The sequence below is a fragment of the Kosakonia sp. AG348 genome (genome assembly GCF_003337365.1).
Lineage (GTDB): Bacteria > Pseudomonadota > Gammaproteobacteria > Enterobacterales > Enterobacteriaceae > Kosakonia.
Genome location: NZ_QPJR01000003.1, coordinates 539851 through 559263 on the forward strand (window position 1 = coordinate 539851; position 19413 = coordinate 559263).

A 19413-nucleotide genomic window follows, 5' to 3' on the forward strand; every position below is an offset into this window, starting at 1 on the left:
ACTGGCGACGCCTTTTGCGTCGCGCAAATTTAAGTAGTCGATGGCGTTTAGAGAATGAATACACAAGAACTGGCGAAACTGCGTTCAATCGTGCCCGAGATGCGTCGCGTCCGGCACATTCACTTTATCGGCATTGGCGGTGCTGGCATGGGCGGTATTGCCGAAGTGCTGGCCAACGAAGGCTACCAGATTAGCGGCTCCGATTTGGCGCCCAATCCGGTTACGCAGCAATTGACGTCGCTTGGCGCCACGATTTATTTCAACCACCGCCCGGAAAACGTAAGCGATGCGAGCGTAGTGGTAGTTTCCAGCGCGATCTCTGCCGATAACCCGGAAATCGTCGCGGCACATGAAGCGCGCATTCCGGTGATTCGCCGTGCAGAGATGCTGGCGGAATTAATGCGTTTTCGCCACGGCATCGCCATTGCTGGTACACACGGCAAAACGACCACCACCGCGATGGTGGCAAGTATTTATGCAGAAGCCGGGCTGGACCCGACTTTTGTTAATGGCGGCCTGGTTAAAGCCGCTGGCGTGCATGCGCGCCTGGGGCACAGCCGTTACCTGATTGCTGAAGCGGACGAGAGCGATGCCTCGTTCCTGCATCTGCAACCGATGGTGGCGATCGTCACCAATATCGAAGCTGACCACATGGATACCTACCAGGGCGACTTCGAGAATTTAAAAACGACCTTTATCAACTTCCTGCACAACCTGCCGTTCTATGGCCGTGCGGTGATGTGCGTCGACGATCCGGTGATTCGGGAGCTGTTGCCGCGTGTAGGTCGCCAGATTACGACCTACGGCTTTAGCGATGATGCGGATGTTCGCGTGGAAAACTACCGCCAGGTTGGTCCGCAAGGGCACTTTACGCTGGTGCGCCAGGATAAACCGGAACTGCGCGTGACGCTGAATGCGCCTGGTCGCCATAACGCGTTAAACGCGGCGGCGGCTGTTGCGGTAGCGACGGAAGAGGGGATCGAAGATGACGCGATCCTGCGCGCGCTGGAAAGCTTCCAGGGCACAGGCCGCCGTTTCGACTTCCTCGGCGAATACCCGCTGCAAGATGTAAACGGTAAAGCCGGTACCGCGATGCTGGTTGACGATTATGGTCACCATCCGACAGAAGTGGACGCCACTATCAAAGCGGCGCGTGCAGGCTGGCCGGATAAAAACCTGGTGATGCTGTTTCAGCCGCACCGTTACACGCGTACTCGCGATCTGTATGACGATTTTGCCAATGTGCTGACCCAGGTGGATTCGCTGTTGATGCTGGAAGTTTATCCGGCGGGCGAAGCAGCGATCCCTGGCGCAGATAGCCGTTCTCTGTGCCGCACTATTCGCGGGCGCGGCAAGATCGATCCGATCCTGGTGTCCGATCCGGCGCAGGTTGCCGCGATGCTGGCACCGGTGCTGACCGGTAACGATCTGATCCTGATCCAGGGTGCCGGTAACGTCGGGAAGATTGCGCGCAGCCTGGCCGAGAGCAAACTGAAACCGCAGACTGTGGAGGAAGAGCGCCGTGGCTGAGAAAGTAGCGGTTCTGCTGGGCGGAACCTCCGCCGAGCGTGACGTTTCGCTTAATTCCGGTGCAGCGGTGCTGGCAGGTTTGCGTGAAGGCGGTGTTGATGCGCATGGTGTGGATCCGCGCGATGTGGATGTCACCCGCCTGAAAGAGATGGGGTTCAGTAAAGCGTTTATCGCCCTGCATGGCCGCGGCGGCGAAGATGGTACTCTGCAGGGGCTGCTGGAATTAACCGATATTCCCTACACCGGAAGCGGTGTGATGGCCTCGGCGATTTCGATGGATAAATGGCGCAGCAAGCTGTTGTGGCAAGGGGCAGGGTTGCCCGTCGCGCCGTGGGTAGCACTGACGCGCAGCGAATTTGAATCAGGCCTGAAAACTATTGATATTCAACGGATTGAGGTGCTGGGGTTACCTGTTATTGTCAAGCCCAGCCGCGAAGGCTCAAGCGTCGGGATGTCAAAGGTCGATAAAAAAGAAGAACTGCATGCAGCGTTAGCGCTTGCATTTCAACATGATGATGAAGTTCTGATCGAAAAATGGCTCTGTGGGCCGGAATTTACCGTCGCATTGCTTGGAAATGAAATTTTACCGTCGATTCGTATTCAACCGGCGGGAATCTTCTATGATTATGAGGCGAAATATCTCTCTGATGAGACGAAGTATTTTTGCCCATCAGGTCTGGAAGCGGACAATGAAGCAGCATTACAAGCCCTGGCGCGTGAAGCCTGGCAAATTTTAGGCTGTCGTGGCTGGGGCCGTATTGATGTCATGCTGGACAGCGATGGACAGTTTTATTTGCTGGAAGCGAACACGTCGCCAGGAATGACCAGCCATAGTCTGGTGCCGATGGCGGCACGTCAGGCGGGGCTGAGTTTCTCCCAGTTAGTTGTTCGCATTCTGGAATTGGCGGAGTGATATGTCACAGGCTGCGCTGAACACGCGAAACCGCGAAGCGGAGGCTGTTAAAATCTCCCGCCGCAACAATGGAACGCGTCTTGCAGGTATCGTATTCCTGCTGACGGTGCTGTGCACTGTGTTGGTGAGTGGCTGGGTGGTACTGGGCTGGATGGACGACGCGCAGCGTTTGCCGTTATCAAAGCTGGTGTTGACAGGCGATCGCCATTACACCCGCAACGATGATATTCGCCAGTCTATTTTGGCGTTGGGCGCGCCCGGCACGTTTATGACGCAGGACGTTAATATCATTCAAAGCCAGATAGAACGTCTGCCCTGGATCAAGCAGGCGAGCGTCAGAAAACAGTGGCCAGACGAATTGAAGATTCATCTGGTTGAATATGTGCCCATTGCACGGTGGAATGATCAACATATGGTCGATGTGGACGGCAACGCATTTAGCGTGCCGGCCGAACGTACTAGTAAACAGGTTTTACCGATGTTGTACGGCCCTGAAGGAAGCGAAAGCGAAGTATTACAGGGCTACCGTGACATGGGGCAAGTGCTGGCAAAGGATAAATTCACGTTAAAAGAGGCGGCGATGACCGCGCGGCGTTCATGGCAAGTAACGCTCAGCAATGACATCAAGCTTAATCTGGGCCGTGGCGATACGATGAAACGTCTGGCGCGCTTTGTGGAACTCTACCCGGTGCTCCAGCAACAGGCGCAAACGGATGGCAAAGAGATTAGCTACGTGGATTTACGCTATGACTCAGGTGCGGCCGTAGGCTGGAAAGCGGCCCCTGTTCAGGAACCGAATCAGCAGCAAAATCAGGCACAACAGAATCAGGCACAGGCAGAGCAACAATGATCAAGGCGACGGACAGAAAACTGGTAGTAGGACTGGAGATTGGCACCGCGAAGGTCGCCGCTTTAGTAGGGGAAGTTCTGCCCGACGGTATTGTGAATATCATTGGCGTAGGCAGTTGTCCGTCTCGTGGGATGGATAAAGGCGGAGTGAACGATCTGGAATCGGTGGTGAAATGCGTTCAGCGCGCTATCGATCAGGCTGAATTGATGGCCGATTGCCAGATTTCATCGGTCTACCTTGCGCTCTCGGGGAAACATATTAGCTGCCAGAACGAAATTGGTATGGTGCCGATTTCGGAAGAAGAAGTTACGCAGGAAGATGTGGAAAACGTGGTGCATACGGCTAAATCGGTACGCGTGCGCGATGAACACCGTGTTTTACATGTGATTCCGCAGGAGTACGCTATCGATTACCAGGAAGGGATCAAAAACCCGGTAGGTCTGTCCGGCGTACGCATGCAGGCGAAAGTGCATTTGATTACTTGCCATAACGACATGGCGAAAAACATCGTTAAAGCCGTTGAACGATGTGGTTTGAAAGTTGACCAACTTATTTTTGCCGGACTGGCTTCCAGCTACTCCGTGCTGACTGAAGATGAACGTGAGCTGGGTGTCTGCGTTGTCGACATCGGCGGTGGTACAATGGACATGGCGGTTTATACCGGCGGTGCGCTGCGTCATACCAAAGTTATCCCTTATGCCGGGAACGTGGTAACCAGCGACATTGCCTATGCCTTTGGTACACCGCCGAGCGATGCAGAGGCGATTAAAGTTCGCCATGGTTGTGCGCTGGGGTCGCTGGTTGGCAAAGACGAGAGCGTTGAGGTGCCGAGTGTCGGCGGCCGTCCGCCGCGTAGCCTGCAGCGTCAGACGCTGGCAGACGTTATCGAGCCGCGCTACACCGAGCTGCTCAACCTGGTGAACGACGAAATTTTGCAGTTACAAGAACAGCTTCGCCAACAAGGTGTGAAGCATCATCTGGCGGCGGGGATTGTGTTGACTGGCGGTGCTGCGCAAATGGAAGGCCTGGCGGCCTGCGCGCAGCGCGTGTTCCATACACAGGTGCGTATTGGTGCGCCGCTCAATATTACTGGCTTAACGGATTACGCCCAGGAGCCGTATTATTCAACGGCGGTGGGGCTGCTGCACTACGGGAAAGAGACCCATTTAAGTGGTGAAGCAGAAGTTGAAAAACGCGTGTCAGTGGGTTCGTGGTTCAAAAGAATCAACAGCTGGCTGCGAAAAGAGTTTTAATTTTTTTCAGAGACCGTAGAGAATTAGCGGTTTCAGGCGACAGGCACAACGGAGAGAGATTATGTTTGAACCGATGGAATTAACCAACGACGCGGTGATTAAAGTCATCGGCGTCGGTGGCGGCGGCGGTAACGCCGTAGAGCATATGGTGCGCGAGCGCATCGAAGGGGTTGAGTTCTTCGCGGTGAATACCGACGCGCAGGCGTTGCGTAAAACAGCGGTGGGGCAAACCATTCAGATCGGTGGTGGTATCACCAAAGGTCTGGGCGCTGGGGCAAACCCTGAAGTTGGCCGTAACGCGGCGGAAGAGGATCGTGAAGCGCTACGCGCTGCGCTGGAAGGTGCTGACATGGTCTTTATCGCAGCGGGAATGGGCGGCGGTACCGGTACCGGTGCGGCACCTGTAGTGGCTGAAGTTGCAAAAGATCTGGGTATCCTGACCGTTGCTGTCGTGACCAAGCCTTTCAATTTTGAAGGCAAGAAGCGTATGGCATTTGCGGAGCAGGGGATTACTGAGCTGTCCAAGCATGTGGACTCGCTGATTACCATCCCTAACGACAAACTGCTGAAAGTGCTGGGTCGTGGTATTTCTTTGCTGGACGCATTTGGCGCGGCGAACGATGTTCTGAAAGGCGCAGTACAGGGTATTGCCGAGCTGATTACGCGCCCGGGTCTGATGAACGTCGACTTTGCTGACGTGCGCACTGTGATGTCCGAAATGGGCTACGCGATGATGGGTTCCGGCGTTGCTAGCGGCGAAGATCGCGCGGAAGAAGCGGCCGAAATGGCGATTTCCAGCCCGCTGCTGGAAGATATCGATCTGTCTGGTGCGCGAGGCGTGCTGGTTAACATTACGGCGGGCTTTGACCTGCGTCTGGATGAGTTCGAGACTGTGGGTAACACTATCCGTGCGTTTGCATCGGATAACGCAACCGTGGTTATCGGTACTTCCCTTGACCCGGATATGAATGACGAACTGCGTGTCACTGTTGTTGCGACCGGTATCGGTATGGACAAGCGTCCGGAAATTACCCTGGTCACCAATAAACAAGCGCAGCAGCCGGTAATGGATCGCTATCAGCAGCACGGCATGCAGCCGATGCAGCAGGAGCAGAAACCAGCGAAAGTGGTTAACGACAATACGCCGCAGACCACCAAAGAGCCTGATTATCTGGATATTCCAGCGTTTTTGCGTAAACAAGCCGATTAAGAATTTGCTGGAAGTTGGGCTTCGTCGCTCTTTGTGCTAAACTGGCCGTCCGATTGTGTTATACAATTTGGATGGATTGGTAATTAGGCGAGATTATACGATGATCAAACAAAGGACACTTAAACGTATCGTTCAGGCGACTGGTGTCGGTTTACATACCGGCAAAAAAGTCACACTGACGTTGCGCCCTGCGCCGGCAAATACCGGGGTCATCTATCGTCGCACTGACTTAAATCCACCGGTAGACTTCCCGGCTGATGCTAAATCTGTGCGTGATACAATGCTCTGTACTTGTCTGGTCAACGAGCATGACGTGCGGATTTCAACCGTTGAGCACTTGAATGCTGCTCTGGCGGGTTTAGGCATCGACAACATTATTGTCGAAGTTGACGCGCCGGAAATTCCGATTATGGATGGCAGTGCAGCACCATTCGTTTACCTGCTGCTGGATGCAGGGCTCGAAGAGCTGAACAGCGCCAAAAAATTTGTTCGCATCAAAGAAACGGTGCGCGTTGAAGACGGTGACAAGTGGGCTGAGTTCAAACCGCATAACGGTTTCACACTCGACTTCACCATCGACTTTAACCATCCGGCAATTGATGCCAGTACGCAACGTTACGCAATGAACTTCTCTGCCGACGCGTTTATGCGCCAGATTAGTCGCGCGCGTACTTTCGGTTTCATGCGTGATATCGAATACCTCCAGTCTCGTGGACTGTGCCTGGGCGGTAGCTTCGATTGTGCCATCGTAGTTGATGATTATCGCGTACTGAACGAAGACGGCCTGCGTTTCGAAGATGAATTTGTTCGCCACAAAATGCTGGATGCAATTGGCGATCTGTTCATGTGTGGTCACAATATTATTGGTGCATTTACCGCTTATAAATCTGGTCATGCGCTGAATAATAAACTGTTGCAGGCTGTTCTGGCGAAACAGGAAGCCTGGGAATATGTGACTTTCGAAGACGAAGCAGAACTGCCGCTGGCATTCAAAGCCCCGTCAATGGTTCTGGCGTAACGCCATAACCTCAAAATCGACTGGTTAACCTGGCACTCTCTCCGGTCAGGGAAACCAGTCGTTTTTATTTGTGCATTTCATCAAAAACGCCGGTGCGCGAATTAAATTCAAAACCTTTCTCCCGCTTTTTTTAGCGCGACTGCTGCTTTCCTGTCCAGTTTTCTGCCTTGCTATGCCCGAATACTGCTGTGGCGTGATGGCTTTAGTGGTAAAATTTGGGGCGCAAAACGACATACACTGACGCATTTTGAGACAGGTGTGATTTTCGGGTGGAGCAAGTGAGCGGAATACTGACGCGCTGGCGACAATTTGGCAGACGCTATTTCTGGCCGCATCTCTTATTAGGGATGGTCGCGGCGAGTTTTGGTTTGCCTGCACTTGCCTGCAATACAGAAACCGCTCAGCCAGCACGCGAAACGACCCGCAATCACGATAACGCCAGCGCGGTCAATTTCAGCAGCTTTGCCTTGCTGGAAGCCAAACGTCGTCCGAATTTTACCGTCGACTACTGGCACCAACATGCCATTCGCACCGTTATTCGCCACCTTTCGTTCGCCATGGCACCGCAAGCGCTGCCGGTGGCAACGAAAGAGCCGTTGCCGATTCAGGCACACCATCTTGCTTTGCTGGACACGCTCAGCGCGCTGCTGACGCTGGAAAGTAAGCCGCCAGCAATTGTTCGTCTTGCAGCCCAAACCACCTTCGTACCGCATACCGCGTTTCGCGTTTCCACCTGGATAAGCCAGGTACAAGGTATCCGCGCCGGGCCTCAGCGTCTCAGCTAAAAAACGAGTCTTTTTATCCATTTTTTAGCTCCGTAAAACGGGGCGCTTGAGATTTTTATTATGCTTACCAATTTGTTAACTAAAGTATTCGGTAGTCGTAACGATCGTACGCTGCGTCGCATGCGTAAAACTGTTGCCCAGATTAACGCCATGGAACCGGCCATGGAGCAGCTCAGCGATGACGAGCTGAAAGGTAAAACTGCTGAGTTTCGCGCGCGTCTGGAAAAAGGCGAGAGCGTAGATAGCCTGCTGCCAGAAGCGTTCGCCGTCGTGCGAGAAGCGAGTAAACGCGTGTTCGGCATGCGCCATTTCGACGTGCAGCTGCTGGGCGGTATGGTGCTTAACGATCGCTGTATTGCAGAGATGCGTACCGGTGAAGGTAAAACATTAACCGCAACATTGCCGGCCTACCTGAACGCCCTGAGCGGTAAAGGCGTGCACGTCGTAACGGTGAACGACTATCTGGCGCAACGTGACGCCGAAAATAACCGTCCACTGTTTGAATTCCTCGGCCTGAGCGTTGGCATCAACCTGCCGGGCATGCCGTCTGTCGCTAAGCGCGAAGCCTACGCCGCTGACATTACTTACGGTACAAACAACGAATATGGCTTCGATTACCTGCGCGATAACATGGCGTTCAGCCCTGAAGAACGCGTGCAACGTAAACTGCACTACGCACTGGTGGATGAGGTCGACTCCATCCTGATCGATGAAGCGCGTACTCCGCTGATCATCTCTGGTCCGGCGGAAGACAGCTCCGATCTGTATAAAAAAGTGAACAAAATCATCCCGCATCTGATTCGTCAGGAGAAAGAAGATTCTGACACTTTCCAGGGTGAAGGCCACTTCTCCGTAGACGAGAAAGCGCGTCAGGTTACCCTGACCGAGCGTGGTCTGGTGCTGATTGAAGAGCTGCTGGTGAAAGAAGGCATCATGGAAGAGGGCGAGTCGCTCTACTCTCCTGCGAATATCATGCTGATGCACCACGTCACTGCTGCTCTGCGTGCCCACGCGCTGTTTACCCGCGATGTTGACTACATCGTTAAAGATGGTGAAGTCATTATCGTTGACGAACACACCGGGCGTACCATGCAGGGACGTCGCTGGTCCGATGGTCTGCACCAGGCCGTTGAAGCCAAAGAAGGCGTGGAAATCCAGAATGAAAACCAGACTCTGGCTTCGATCACCTTCCAGAACTATTTCCGCCTGTATGAAAAACTCGCCGGGATGACCGGTACTGCGGATACCGAAGCGTTCGAATTCAGTTCAATCTATAAACTGGATACCGTTGTCGTTCCGACTAACCGCCCAATGATCCGTAAAGATATGCCGGATCTGGTCTATATGACTGAAGCGGAAAAAATTCAGGCGATTATCGAAGACATTAAAGAGCGTACGGCTAAAGGACAGCCAGTGCTGGTGGGGACTATCTCCATCGAAAAATCAGAAGTTGTGTCCAATGAGCTGACAAAAGCGGGCATCAAGCACAACGTTCTGAACGCCAAATTCCACGCCAAAGAAGCAGATATCGTGGCGCAAGCGGGATACACCGGTGCGGTGACCATTGCGACGAACATGGCCGGTCGTGGTACGGATATCGTGCTGGGCGGGAGCTGGCAGGCTGAGCTGGCTGAGATCGAAGATCCAACGCCTGAGCAAATCGCCAAAGTGAAAGCCGACTGGCAGGTGCGTCACGACGCGGTGCTGGCGGCGGGCGGCCTGCACATTATCGGTACTGAGCGTCACGAATCACGCCGTATCGATAACCAGTTGCGTGGTCGTTCCGGTCGTCAGGGTGATGCGGGTTCCTCCCGTTTCTACCTCTCCATGGAAGATGCGCTGATGCGTATTTTTGCCTCCGACCGTGTTTCCGGCATGATGCGTAAGCTGGGGATGAAGCCGGGCGAAGCGATTGAACACCCGTGGGTCACCAAAGCCATTGCCAACGCCCAGCGTAAAGTGGAAAGCCGCAACTTTGACATTCGTAAGCAGCTGCTGGAATACGATGATGTGGCCAACGATCAGCGTCGCGCGATTTACACCCAGCGTAACGAATTGCTGGACATATCTGATGTTAGCGAAACGATTACCAGCATTCGTGAAGATGTCTTTAAAGCGACTATTGATGGTCATATTCCGCCGCAGTCTCTGGAAGAGATGTGGGATGTTCCTGGTCTGCAGGAACGTCTGAAAAACGACTTCGACCTCGACCTGCCGATCGCAGAATGGCTGGATAAAGAGCCGGATCTGCATGAAGAAACGCTGCGTGAACGTATTCTGCAAAGCGCGGTTGAAACCTATCAGCGCAAAGAGGAAGTTGTTGGCGCAGAGATGATGCGTCACTTCGAAAAAGGCGTAATGCTGCAAACGCTTGATTCCTTGTGGAAAGAGCACCTGGCGGCGATGGATTATCTGCGTCAGGGTATCCACCTGCGTGGCTATGCGCAAAAAGATCCGAAGCAGGAATATAAGCGTGAATCTTTCGCCATGTTTGCTGCGATGCTGGAGTCGCTGAAATACGAAGTCATCAGCACGCTGAGTAAGGTACAGGTGCGTATGCCGGAAGAAGTGGAAGAGATGGAGCAGCAGCGCCGTCAGGAAGCTGAACGTCTGGCGCAGATGCAGCAACTGAGCCACCAGGATGACGAATCCGCCGCTGCGGCTGAACTTGCCGCACAAACTGGCGAACGCAAAGTAGGGCGCAACGATCCGTGCCCGTGTGGTTCCGGTAAAAAATACAAACAGTGCCACGGGCGTCTGGCATAACGCGTTAATAATAATTACGAAGGCGCAGATATCTGCGCCTTTTTTATGGGATCTGCAGAATGAAAATACTCAACATCGCCGTAGGGATCATCCGTAATCCGCAAGGAGAAATCTTTATTACCCGGCGAGCCGCCGATGCGCATATGGCAAATAAACTGGAATTCCCCGGCGGCAAGATTGAAGCCGGTGAAACCCCTGAGCAGGCCATGATCCGCGAACTACAGGAAGAAGTGGGTATAACACCTGTTGAAGCGGTACTGTTTGATAAGCTGGAATATCAGTTCCCGGATCGCCATATCACGTTGTGGTTCTGGCTGGTAGAGCGCTGGGAAGGGCAGCCCTGGGGTAAAGAGGGACAACCAGGCGAGTGGATAGCGCAGGATAAGCTGAATGCGGAAGATTTCCCGCCGGCGAATGAACCCGTTATTACCAGGCTGGCGCAGCGCTAAGCAACACGCCAGCCGGTTCGTTGGCGATTACGGCTGCTCTTCACTCCAGTCATCGCTGTCGGAGAGATCGCCTGAACTTGGAATACGCTTCTCTTCTGCAGCCCATTCGCCTAAGTCAATAAGCTGGCAGCGTTTGGAGCAGAAGGGGCGAAACGGGCTTTCTTCACCCCAGACCACAGATTTGCCGCAGGTTGGGCAGTTAACCATCGTAGCTTCAGTCATTACAGAACTCCTTAACAGCAGGCCAGTTCAAAATCCAGCCGCTCCGGTACCAGGCCGTTTTCGCTGTCGAGGGGCATAAAACGTATAGCAAAGCGGCTCTTATGGCCGGAAATTTGTGGATATAAACGCTCTTTCAAAGGCAATTGCAGGCGCAGCAGGTCGGCATCTTCGCCATTATCCTGGTAAAAACCATTCAGGCTGGTCTGGCGACGAAATGGTGCAGCGTTGCGAATAAGATCAAGGATCAGCGATAGCGTTGCGCGCAGCGGTTCAAGGCTTGCAAGCCATATTTCGATTTGCGCATCGCGCTGTTCTTGCGGTAAGTGCAGCCACATATGCAACGTGGGCAAATCGAAACTACAACATCCGCCGGGGATACTCAGGCGCTGGCGCACCAGCCCAATCAGGCGATCTTCACGTAATAACTGACCGATGCGTGGTGCGGTCATCAACACAGCGCCGCTCTCTTTCAACTGCTGGCGGATAGCCTCAATACGATTGAGATCAACGCCGGGCACTTCGCTCCAGGCGCGCAGTTTACGTTGCTGACGTTCCAGCTCTTTCAGTAATTCAGTGCGGGTATCGCCCCGCTCAAACACATCCAGCAATTCACCTACGTTGCGGAAAAAGTGCAGCGCGTCTGCGTGATCGCTCACCGGTAAATGAACCGAAAGTTGTTGCAGTAAAAACTCAACGCGCAGCCAGGTACGCATCTTTTCATTAAGCGGATGTTCAAAAAGGATGTGGGTGTGCATTACGGTTTTTCCTGTGATACGGCCTGCGAAGCATAACGTAGATAGGCTGCATGCAGGCGGGCAACATCCGATGCTATCGCATCTGGTGCGCCATTATTGTCAATAACATCATCCGCGATGGCAAGTCGCGCTTCACGCGTGGCCTGAGCCGTGAGAATTTTTTCTGCATGTTCTCGGCTCACGCCATCGCGCTGCATGGTGCGTAAAATTTGTGTCTCAACCGGGACGTCGACGACTAAAACGCGATCGGCTTTATCATAAAGCTGGTTTTCCACCAGCAACGGAACAACCCACAGTACATAAGGTGACGTCGCTTGCGCAATCTGGTGCCGGGTCAGTTTTTGAATAAGCGGGTGGAGCAAACCGTTTAGCCATGCTTTATCGGCTGGGGATGCAAAAATATGTTCGCGCAACAAACGACGATTCAGTGATCCGTCCTTAAGCAGCATTTCAGCGCCGAAATGTCCGACAATGGCGCGTAATGCTTCGGTTCCGGGTTCCACAACCTGACGTGCGATAATATCCGCGTCGATAACATTAACACCCAATGCAGCAAAGGCATTTGCCACGGTGCTTTTACCGCTGCCGATGCCGCCAGTTAACGCGACCGTATACCCCATAACGCTTAGTCCTAAAATAGCCTGCCATTCACCACTCTGCGTCTTTTTTCCTGCTTTCGTAACGGTATTTTGCCGTCTCTGATAAGAGAAAAACGCAAAAGTGCTAATATAATTATTAAATTATTCAGTTGGTTGTGATTAAAGCAAGCGACAATGAAATCAATTAACCCAAACTTGCCTGTTCACCAGGTAAATTTATAGGATTGTAGCGTAAAAAAAGAGAATTTCGCAGTCTTGCACGGTCCTTATTAGCGCGTATGATAGCGTCACTGGAGTTGTGAGTTTGTCATGTCGCCATTAACCCCAGGAATCTGCACACATGCGTATTGAAGAAGATCTGAAATTAGGTTTCAAAGACGTTCTTATCCGCCCTAAACGTTCTACCCTCAAAAGCCGTTCCGATGTTGAACTGGAGCGCAAATTCACATTTAAACATTCCGGGATGAACTGGTCCGGCGTACCCGTTATCGCTGCCAATATGGATACCGTTGGCACGTTTGCGATGGCGAAAGCGTTGGCGTCCTTCGATATTCTTACCGCTGTACACAAACACTACTCTGTTGAAGACTGGAAAGCCTTTATTCAGCGTGAGTCTGCTGATGTGCTGCGTCATGTGATGGTTTCTACTGGCACATCCGATGCCGATTTCGAAAAAACCAAACAGATCCTCGCGTTACATGCAGATCTGAATTTTGTCTGCATCGATGTGGCGAACGGTTACTCAGAACATTTCGTGCAGTTCGTTGCTAAAGCACGTGAAGCCTGGCCGAATAAAACTATCTGTGCCGGTAACGTCGTCACGGGTGAAATGTGTGAGGAGCTGATTCTTTCCGGCGCCGACATCGTGAAAGTGGGTATCGGCCCGGGTTCTGTGTGCACCACTCGCGTAAAAACCGGCGTCGGTTACCCTCAGTTGTCTGCGGTGATCGAGTGTGCCGATGCGGCTCACGGCCTCGGGGGGCAGATTGTCAGTGACGGTGGCTGTACCGTACCTGGCGATGTGGCGAAAGCTTTCGGCGGCGGCGCGGATTTCGTTATGCTCGGCGGTATGCTGGCGGGTCATGAAGAGAGCGGTGGAACCATCGTTGAAGAAAACGGTGAGAAATACATGCTTTTCTATGGCATGAGCTCCGAATCCGCCATGAATCGCCACGTTGGTGGTGTTGCAGGTTACCGCGCGGCGGAAGGCAAAACCGTGAAGCTGACGCTGCGTGGCCCGGTGGAAAATACCGCACGCGATATCCTCGGTGGTTTGCGTTCAGCCTGTACTTATGTTGGCGCTTCCCGCCTGAAAGAGCTGACCAAACGCACCACCTTTATCCGCGTTCAGGAGCAGGAAAACCGCGTTTTCAATAGCCTCTGACGAGTTTGCAGGCGCACAGCGTTGCGCCTGCATTATCCGCCACCACTCATCGCATCTCCCAGATGAAAGATGGGCAAATACATTGCCACAACTAATACCCCGATAATAAGCCCAGTAACCACCAGTAAGAGCGGTTCCAGCACTGCGGCCAGACCATCAGCCTGACGCTGGGTTTGTTCGCTATGATGCCGGGCCAGATTCTCCAGCATGCTGTCCAGCGCGCCAGAAACTTCCCCTGTGCGAACCAACTGAATGCACAATGGTGGGAATTCATCACTCTGTTGTAACGCTGCCGAAATAGCCGCACCCTGAGTAATTTCCTGATGCGCGCGTTGCAGCACCGCCTGCCAGTAAGGGCAGGAGAGAGTTTCCCGTACGCTCTCCAGCCCTTGCAAAAACGCGATCCCCGCACGCTGCGTCAGTGCCAGGACGGTAAATATCTGGCTCAGGCGCTGGCCACGAACCAGCGGGCCAATGATCGGGCTTGCCAGTAGTAACCGCTGCCGATGGCGTTGCCAGCCTGTATGGTTGCGCAGCATCCGTAAAACACCACCTGTTAATAATGCGCACACCATTAAGGGCAGTGCCGCTTGCTGCATGATCGCAGCACCCGCAATGACACCTCGCGTCAGCATCGGCAGCGGGGTATTGAATGTCCGGTAAATGGCGGTGAATTCCGGTAGTACCAGATAGATCATGGCCAGCACCACGACGGCAGTCAGTGCGAGGATGATTAACGGATAGCGCAGCGCTTTTTTCACTTTCAGTGTTAACTCTCGCTGCGCTTTTTGCTGGCTGGCGAGTTTAAAGCAGCACTCATCCAGCTTGCCGGTTAATTCACCGGTGCGAATCATCGCCAGCCAGAGCGGTGGAAACACCTCTGGCCATTGGCGCAGCGCAGCGGAGAAGGTTTCACCCTGCTCCAGCGCTTGTGCCAGATGATGTAACAATGCGCGCCATTGCTTTGCAGGGTGCTGTTCAGCCAGAAGTTGTAACCCTTCCGGCAACGTGAGTCCTGCCCGCAGTAAAGTTGCCAGTTGATGAAGTAACTGGCTGCTGTGTTCCGGCTTCCAGAGTGCGCGCCGTATGACGCAGCGCTTTATCGCAAGCGGATGAATTTGCTGTTGGTTCAACAGCAACAGTGTGCTGGTGCGGTTTTCGCTCCAGAACAACCCACTTTGCAGTTCACCGCTTTTTTCGAGCCCGGACCATTGCCAGAGTTGTTTACTTGCCATCAGGGAAACCCAATATGCGCACCAGCTCCTCGAACGTGGTCAGCCCTTGTTCAACGGCGAGGCAGCCATGCTGAAAAAGGGTAGTCATCCCCCCTGCGCGTGCCCGCTGTTCGATCTCATCCGCGCTGAGATCGCTGGCGATGGCCTGGCGAACGTCCGGGGTGATGGCGAGTACTTCGAATAACGCGACGCGTCCATAGAAACCGTGATAGCACTGCTCACAACCTTCGGCGCGCCAGCGAGGCAGCGGGCGCGGCCACAGATTGTCGGGCAAATGGTTGTTTTCCACTCCCAGCTTGCGGCAATGCGGGCACAGTTTTCTCACCAGCCGCTGCGCGACAACCAACGAAAGCGCGGAAGAGATCATCCAGCGCGCAACCCCCATTTGCTGAATGCGCACCAGCGTTTCGCTGGTCGAGTTGGTGTGTAATGTCGACAGCACCAGGTGGCCGGTTTGTGCGGCTTTGATGGCGATTTCCGCCGTTTCGCCATCGCGGATTTCACCGACCATGATGATATCGGGATCCTGGCGCAGTAAGGCGCGCAGCACACTTTGAAAGGTCAACCCGGCACGCGGGTTAATCTGCGTCTGATTCAAACCGTTCAGCGGGATCTCGACCGGATCTTCAACGCTACAGATGTTGACCTCCTGTTTGTTACGCGCCTGAAGTGCGCTGTATAGCGTCACTGTTTTACCACTGCCGGTAGGCCCGGTGACCAGCAACAGCCCCTGTGGTTGCGCCAGCGCGTTATTAAAGAGCGCCATTTGCGTTTCCGTCATACCAAGGGCGGCGATCTCCAGCGCCTGGTTAACCTGGTGCAAAAGCCGTAAGACGACTTTTTCGCCGTGGCGGCAGGGCAGGGTTGCGATACGAAACGAAACAGACTGCCCTGACAACTCGACATTGAACTGTCCATCCTGCGGGAGACGTCGTTCGGCGATATCAAGATTACCGAGCACTTTTAGCCTTGCTGTCAGGGTGCTGGCAAGTGTGCCGGGGAGCGGCGTTAAAGCATGCAGTACCCCGTCAACACGCAGGCGAATGACATACTGGGTTTCGCCGGGCTCAAAATGGATGTCGGAAGCGCGTAGCATCAGTGCCTGTTGCAGCGTGTGGTTTAAAATTTCTACCGCAGAGCCGCTCTCTTCTTTGGGCTCTTGTATTACCGGTACTGGGGGCTGAGCGGTTACCTGCTGGTGCTTATCCATCTGTTCCGGTGTCCAGCAGCGGATATCGATGCGTTTTTGCACCGCGAATTGCAGCGATTCCATCAGCTCTGTGCTGGGGCTATCCACAACGGCAATAGTGAGCACATCGATTTCGTTATTGAGCACAACCGCATTGTGGCGCTGGCAGAGCGCGATAAGTTTGTCCTCTTTCATTGCTGCTCCTTAGCGTCCGGTACGGAAAACATCTTCGCAAGCCTGTTGCAGTGCGCTATCCGCTTGCGTATTGCATGTGCGCGTCCAACCCTGCATACCCTCGGCACTGTTCCACTGTGGCGTCATGACCACACTCAGCCCGTTCAGGCTCTCTTGCCCGGTCAGCGTGACGATGCCTTTTGCAACGCTCATGGCAGAAACATATCGCGTGGTTGTCGGCGCGGGGATGCCATTACTGCTGGCATCGCAGGTATCTAGGCCACCGCGCTCCAGCGCGCATAACTCGATTGCGGTGCGATAGGGAACATAGGCTTGCAGCATGTCGGTTAGCGCGGCTTTACGCAGGTAGTTTTGGTAGGCAGGAATACCGATAGCGCTCAAAATGGCAATGATGCCAATAACCACCATCAGCTCAATTAAGGTGAATCCTTGCTGTCTGTTCATAAACGGCTCCTTGTTTTGAGCCGCTACTCTGTCAGCCCCTGGACTGGCTGGCGAGACGCAAAAAGAAGAGTGGGAAAGAGGCTTCCAGCGTTGTTGATGAAATTGCAGTTCACAACAAAAAAGGTGCGAGTTAGCACGCAAAAAAAACGGGCCTGTGGCCCGTTCAAAAGTGAGGACTAACGAAAGCGCATTGACAGGTCGAGCGCGCGAACATGTTTGGTGAGTGCCCCGACCGAGATGTAATCAACACCGGTTTCGGCGTATTCGCGCAGGGTTTCCTGCGTCACGTTGCCGGAAACTTCCAGCCGTGCCTGACCATGGGTACGCTTCACGGCTTCGCGCATTTGTTCAGTGGCGAAGTTATCCAGCATGATGATGTCCGCGCCGGCTTTCAGGGCGTCATCCAGCTCTTCCAGCGATTCCACCTCGACTTCAACCGGCACATCCGGATGCATCCAGAAGGCTTGCTCAACAGCCTTACGTACAGAACCCGCAGCGATAATGTGGTTCTCTTTGATGAGGAATGCATCGGATAGACCCAGCCGGTGGTTCGCGCCGCCACCGCATAGAACCGCGTATTTCAGGGCGGTGCGCAGCCCCGGCAGCGTTTTGCGGGTATCCAGCAGCTGTGTTTTAGTACCGCTGAGTAGATCCACATAGCGGCGTACTTCACTGGCGACACCGGAAAGTGTCTGGACAAAATTGAGCGCGGTACGCTCGCCGGTCAACAACACGCGCGAAGGGCCTTCAAGCTCAAATAGCGGCTGGTTAGCGTGAATCACGTCGCCATCCGCGACATGCCAGGTGATGGCGACATCATCGCCCGCCAGTTGAATAAAGACCTCTTCAACCCAGCGTTTGCCGCAGAATACGCCGTCTTCACGGGTGATGATCACCGCATGAGAGCGGTTCTCTGGCGGTAACAATTGCGCGGTAATGTCGTTATTTGCATCGACTTCTCCACCCAGGTCTTCACGCAGGGCCTGAGCCACGGCGGCGGGGATATCCAGCTCGATGCGTTCGAGCAGCGCGTCACGTCGGTGATCGGGGTTATAGCGGCGAGGCGGCATGATAAACTCCAAAAAAGGTAACGAATCACAAAGTTAGGTGATGTCCTGCTGGCAACGCCATTACGGGACACAGTGCAAACATGCTACTCTGAAGCGTGTTTCAGCACCATCCTCTATAAGGAGTTCCTTATGCAGTTACGCAAGGGCTGGCTGGTTGAGGCGCGGCATGTGCCGTCTCCCCATTTTGATTGCCGCCCGGACGATGAACAGCCTTCATTACTGGTGGTACATAATATTAGCTTGCCCCCCGGTAAATTTGGCGGCCCGTGGATAGACGCGCTGTTCACCGGCACGCTGGATGCCAGCGCCGATCCGTTCTTCGAAGAGATTGTTCATCTGCGCGTTTCCGCACACTGCCTGATTCGCCGTGATGGCGAGATTGTGCAGTATGTGCCTTTTGATAAACGCGCCTGGCATGCGGGCGTCTCTTCGTATCATGGGCGGGAACGCTGTAACGACTTTTCCATTGGTATCGAGCTTGAGGGCACCGATCATCTGCCTTATACCGATGCGCAATACCGCCAGCTGGCGGCGGTGACACGAACGGTGATTGAGCTTTACCCGTCGATTGCCGACAATATGACCGGGCATAGCGATATCGCCCCCGAACGCAAGACCGATCCCGGGCCGGCTTTTGATTGGGCGAGATTTCGTGCGCTGGTTGCCGGTATGTCAGAAAAGGAGATGCCATGACGTTATTCACCCTGTTGCTGGTATTAGCAGCAGAACGGCTGTTTAAACTGGGCGAGCACTGGCAACTGGATCATCGGATGGAAGTGCTGTTCCGGCGGGTAAAACACTACTCGATGTTCAGAACGTTGCTGATGACCGCGCTGGCGATGCTGGTCACCTTCCTGATTTTGCGCGCATTGTATGGGCTGTTTTTCAATGTTCCGCTGCTGGTGGTGTGGATTTTGCTCGGCGTGTTGTGTATCGGCGCGGGTAAAGTGCGGCTGCACTATCACGCCTATCTGAAAGCGGCAGCGCGCAATGACGCACATGCCCACACGGCAATGGCGAATGAGCTGACGCTGATCCACGGCGTGCCGCCAGGCTGCGACGAGCGCGAGTTTCTGCGCGAGCTGCAAAACGCGCTGGTATGGATCAACTTCCGTTTTTATCTCGCGCCAATGTTCTGGTTTATCGTCGGTGCGTCGTGGGGACCCGTGTTGCTGGTCGGTTACGCCTCATTGCGTGCGTGGCAATACTGGCTGGCGCGTTACAAAACGCCAAACGAGCGTCAGCAGTCTGGCATTGACGCGATTTTGCATCTGCTGGATTGGATACCGGTGCGCCTCGCGGGTGTGGTCTACGCGCTGGTTGGGCACGGTGAAAAAGCGCTCCCGGCCTGGTTTGCGTCGTTGGGCGATCGCCATACTTCGCAATACCAGGTGCTGACGCGTCTTGCGCAGTTCTCGCTGGCGCGCGAGCCGCACACCGATAAAGTCGAAACGCCGAAAGCCGCTGTCTCAATGGCGAAAAAAACGTCGCTGGTGCTGGTGGTCGTGGTGGCGCTGTTAACGATTTACGGCACGCTGATTTAACC

The 19413-nt window shown here is 54.0% G+C and carries 19 protein-coding genes; 12 read left to right on the top strand and 7 right to left on the bottom strand.

What is annotated here, in order from left to right; translation table 11 throughout:
* Positions 1-54 precede the first annotated feature (54 nt).
* The 9 genes from murC to mutT all read left to right on the top strand — a co-directional run bounded on the left by murC (position 55) and on the right by mutT (position 10774).
* On the top strand, positions 55-1530 hold the full coding sequence (gene murC / locus DFO56_RS09710) for a UDP-N-acetylmuramate--L-alanine ligase (protein WP_045511925.1): 1476 nt from the start codon (positions 55-57) through the stop codon (positions 1528-1530).
* Positions 1523-2443, top strand: a complete 921-nt coding sequence (locus tag DFO56_RS09715) for a D-alanine--D-alanine ligase (RefSeq protein WP_045511927.1) — start codon at positions 1523-1525, stop codon at positions 2441-2443. Before murC ends, DFO56_RS09715 begins: the two co-directional genes overlap by 8 nt.
* 1 nt (position 2444) lies before the next feature.
* Entirely contained in the window at positions 2445-3293 is an 849-nt protein-coding gene (gene ftsQ, locus DFO56_RS09720; RefSeq protein WP_045511930.1) for a cell division protein FtsQ, read from the top strand.
* On the top strand, positions 3290-4546 hold the full coding sequence (ftsA, locus tag DFO56_RS09725) for a cell division protein FtsA (RefSeq protein ID WP_017457932.1): 1257 nt from the start codon (positions 3290-3292) through the stop codon (positions 4544-4546). The genes ftsQ and ftsA overlap by 4 nt, the downstream gene beginning before the upstream one ends.
* Positions 4547-4607: 61 nt before the next feature.
* On the top strand, positions 4608-5756 hold the full coding sequence (ftsZ, locus tag DFO56_RS09730) for a cell division protein FtsZ (protein ID WP_007373153.1): 1149 nt from the start codon (positions 4608-4610) through the stop codon (positions 5754-5756).
* Positions 5757-5856: 100 nt separating this feature from the next.
* The gene (lpxC, locus tag DFO56_RS09735) at positions 5857-6774 is read left to right on the top strand and encodes a UDP-3-O-acyl-N-acetylglucosamine deacetylase (protein WP_020456551.1); all 918 of its coding nucleotides are present in this window, start codon (positions 5857-5859) and stop codon (positions 6772-6774) included.
* Positions 6775-7052: 278 nt separating this feature from the next.
* On the top strand, positions 7053-7559 hold the full coding sequence (secM, locus tag DFO56_RS09740) for a secA translation cis-regulator SecM (protein ID WP_162836382.1): 507 nt from the start codon (positions 7053-7055) through the stop codon (positions 7557-7559).
* 60 nt (positions 7560-7619) lie between these two features.
* Positions 7620-10325 carry a preprotein translocase subunit SecA gene (secA, locus tag DFO56_RS09745; protein WP_045511936.1) on the top strand — a complete coding sequence of 902 codons (2706 nt, stop codon included), beginning with the start codon at positions 7620-7622 and terminating at the stop codon, positions 10323-10325.
* Between the two features lie 59 nt (positions 10326-10384).
* Positions 10385-10774 (top strand): 8-oxo-dGTP diphosphatase MutT, encoded by a 390-nt coding sequence (gene mutT, locus DFO56_RS09750; RefSeq protein WP_020456554.1) that lies wholly within the window; start codon positions 10385-10387, stop codon positions 10772-10774.
* Positions 10775-10801: 27 nt separating this feature from the next.
* Here mutT and yacG read toward each other — a convergent pair whose 3' ends face one another.
* From yacG to coaE, 3 genes are read right to left on the bottom strand one after another with little or no spacing between them, the layout of a single operon-like run.
* Positions 10802-10996 carry a DNA gyrase inhibitor YacG gene (gene yacG, locus DFO56_RS09755; protein ID WP_017457937.1) on the bottom strand — a complete coding sequence of 65 codons (195 nt, stop codon included), beginning with the start codon at positions 10994-10996 and terminating at the stop codon, positions 10802-10804.
* 11 nt (positions 10997-11007) lie between these two features.
* On the bottom strand, positions 11008-11751 hold the full coding sequence (zapD, locus tag DFO56_RS09760) for a cell division protein ZapD (protein ID WP_020456555.1): 744 nt from the start codon (positions 11749-11751) through the stop codon (positions 11008-11010).
* Positions 11751-12371: a dephospho-CoA kinase gene (gene coaE / locus DFO56_RS09765; RefSeq protein WP_045511939.1), complete on the bottom strand. Its 621-nt coding sequence runs from the start codon at positions 12369-12371 to the stop codon at positions 11751-11753. Before coaE ends, zapD begins: the two co-directional genes overlap by 1 nt.
* Positions 12372-12690: 319 nt before the next feature.
* Between coaE and DFO56_RS09770 the strand changes: the two genes are divergently transcribed.
* Positions 12691-13734 (top strand): GMP reductase, encoded by a 1044-nt coding sequence (locus DFO56_RS09770; protein WP_020456557.1) that lies wholly within the window; start codon positions 12691-12693, stop codon positions 13732-13734.
* A 32-nt stretch (positions 13735-13766) separates the two neighbouring features.
* On the opposite strand, the gene hofC is transcribed toward DFO56_RS09770, so the two are convergent.
* From hofC to nadC, 4 genes are all read right to left on the bottom strand, one after another.
* Positions 13767-14969, bottom strand: a complete 1203-nt coding sequence (gene hofC, locus DFO56_RS09775; RefSeq protein WP_045511942.1) for a protein transport protein HofC — start codon at positions 14967-14969, stop codon at positions 13767-13769.
* Entirely contained in the window at positions 14959-16353 is a 1395-nt protein-coding gene (gspE, locus tag DFO56_RS09780) for a type II secretion system protein GspE (RefSeq protein ID WP_045511944.1), read from the bottom strand. The genes hofC and gspE overlap by 11 nt, the downstream gene beginning before the upstream one ends.
* 9 nt (positions 16354-16362) lie before the next feature.
* Positions 16363-16797: a prepilin peptidase-dependent pilin gene (ppdD, locus tag DFO56_RS09785; RefSeq protein WP_020456560.1), complete on the bottom strand. Its 435-nt coding sequence runs from the start codon at positions 16795-16797 to the stop codon at positions 16363-16365.
* Between the two features lie 176 nt (positions 16798-16973).
* Positions 16974-17867 (bottom strand): carboxylating nicotinate-nucleotide diphosphorylase, encoded by an 894-nt coding sequence (nadC, locus tag DFO56_RS09790; protein ID WP_044489563.1) that lies wholly within the window; start codon positions 17865-17867, stop codon positions 16974-16976.
* Between the two features lie 129 nt (positions 17868-17996).
* Between nadC and ampD the strand changes: the two genes are divergently transcribed.
* Together ampD and ampE are read left to right on the top strand one after the other, a co-directional pair.
* Entirely contained in the window at positions 17997-18560 is a 564-nt protein-coding gene (ampD, locus tag DFO56_RS09795; protein ID WP_020456562.1) for a 1,6-anhydro-N-acetylmuramyl-L-alanine amidase AmpD, read from the top strand.
* Positions 18557-19411 (top strand): beta-lactamase regulator AmpE, encoded by an 855-nt coding sequence (ampE, locus tag DFO56_RS09800; RefSeq protein ID WP_020456563.1) that lies wholly within the window; start codon positions 18557-18559, stop codon positions 19409-19411. The genes ampD and ampE overlap by 4 nt, the downstream gene beginning before the upstream one ends.
* Positions 19412-19413 lie beyond the last annotated feature (2 nt).